At 75.6% G+C, this 1,943-nt stretch carries 1 pseudogene; it reads right to left on the bottom strand.

The features are described 5' to 3' along the window. Positions 1–1,943, bottom strand: a pseudogene (locus AB0K09_RS33040) (DEAD/DEAH box helicase); the annotation flags it as partial.

Raw genomic sequence — 1,943 nt, 5'->3', positions numbered from 1 at the left:
ACCGCGCGCCGGGCGCGGTGGGCGGTCGAGCCGGCCGTGCGGCCGGAGCCGAGGAGCGCGCGCAGCGGCGCCGGCGTGTCATTGGTGAGCCGGCCCGACCAGGCCAGGTCCCAGAGCGCGTCCGCGATCAGGGCGTCCGAGGCCGCCGAGCCGTCGAGGGACGGGTCCGCCGCCCGGACCCGTTCGGCGATCTGACGGAAGAACAGGCCGTAGCCCCCCGACAGGGCGTCCAGCACGGCCTGGTGGACGGGCGAGAGCTCCAGCGGGTGCGGGGGGTGGAGCAGCAGCGGCGCGGCGTCCGTGAGCAGCAGCGACACCCAGCCGTCCTTGCCGGGCAGCGCCCCGGCGCCCGCCCACACGACCTCGCCCGCGGCCGTGAGTTCGTCGAGCATCGCGGGGGAGTAGTCCGCGACGCGCGCGGGCAGGACGAGCTTCTCCAGCGCGGAGGCGGGGACGGGCGCGCCCTGCAACTGCTCGATGGCGCGCACCAGTCCGTCGATGCCGCGCAGGCTGTGGTCGCCGACGTGCTGCCACTGGGGCAGGAACGCGGCGAGCGTGGCGGGCGGCACCGGTTCCAGCTCGTGCCGGAGGGCCGCCAGGGAACGGCGGCGCAGCCGGCGCAGGACCGCGGCGTCGCACCACTCCTGGCCCATGCCGGCGGGATGGAACTCGCCCTGGACGATGCGGCCGTTCGCGGCGAGGCGGTGCAGCGCGCCGTCCGTCACGGCGGTGCCCAGGCCGAAGCGGGCGGCGGCCTGGGCCGAGGTGAACGGGCCGTGGGTGCGGGCGTAGCGGGCGAGGAGGTCGCCGAGCGGATCCTTCACGGGCTCGGTGAAGGCCTCGGGCACGCCGACGGGCAGCGCCGTGCCCAGGGCGTCGCGGAGCCGTCCGGCGTCCTCGATGGCCGCCCAGTGCTCCCGCCCGGCGATCCGGACGCGCAGGGCGCGGCGGGCGTCGCCGAGCTCCCGCGCCCACGGTGGCTCGGCCCCCCGCTCGGCCAGCTCCTCGTCGGTGAGGGGGCCCAGCAGCCGCAGCAGATCGGCGACCCCTTCGGCGTCCTTGACGCGGCGGTCCTCGGTCAGCCAGGCCAGTTCGCGCTCCAGCTCGGCCAGCACGTCGGCGTCGAGCAGCTCGCGCAGCTCGGCCTGGCCCAGCAGTTCGGCCAGGAGCCGGGAGTCGAGGGACAGCGCGGCCGCCCGGCGCTCGGCGAGCGGGGAGTCGCCCTCGTAGAGGAACTGGGCGACGTAGCCGAAGAGCAGCGAGCGGGCGAACGGGGACGGCTCGGGCGTGGTGACTTCGACGAGCCGGACCCTGCGGGCCTCGATGTCGCCCATCAGCTCGGTCAGACCGGGGACGTCGAAGACGTCCTGGAGACACTCGCGGACGGCCTCCAGAATGATCGGGAACGAGCCGAACTCGCCGGCCACCTGCAACAGCTGGGAGGCGCGCTGGCGCTGCTGCCACAGCGGCGTGCGCTTGCCGGGACTGCGGCGCGGCAGCAGCAGGGCGCGGGCGGCGCACTCCCGGAAGCGGGAGGCGAACAGTGCCGAGCCGCCGACCTCGTCGGTGACGATCCGGTCGATCTCCTCCTTGTCGAAGGTGATGTCGGTGGCCCCGACCGGCGACTGCTCGGCGTCGTAGGAGGCGCCCGGCGCGGCGGGATCGGCGTCGAGCAGGTCCAGGCCCATGAGTTCGGCGTCGGGCAGGCGCAGCACGATGCCGTCGTCGGCGTGCATGACCTGGGCGTCCATGCCGTACCGCTCGGTGAGCCGGGCGCCGAGCGCCAGCGCCCAGGGCGCGTGCACCTGGGCGCCGAAGGGCGAGTGGACGACGACGCGCCAGTCGCCCAGCTCGTCGCGGAACCGCTCGACGACCACGGTCCGGTCGTCCGGCACGTGCCCGCAGGCGCGGCGCTGTTCCTCCAGGTACGAAAGGACGTTGTC

Source organism: Streptomyces sp. NPDC049577 (assembly GCF_040675635.1).
Lineage (GTDB): Bacteria > Actinomycetota > Actinomycetes > Streptomycetales > Streptomycetaceae > Streptomyces.
The sequence above is the reverse complement of the archived record's forward strand: the minus strand, read 5'-3'. Positions and strand labels throughout refer to the sequence as shown.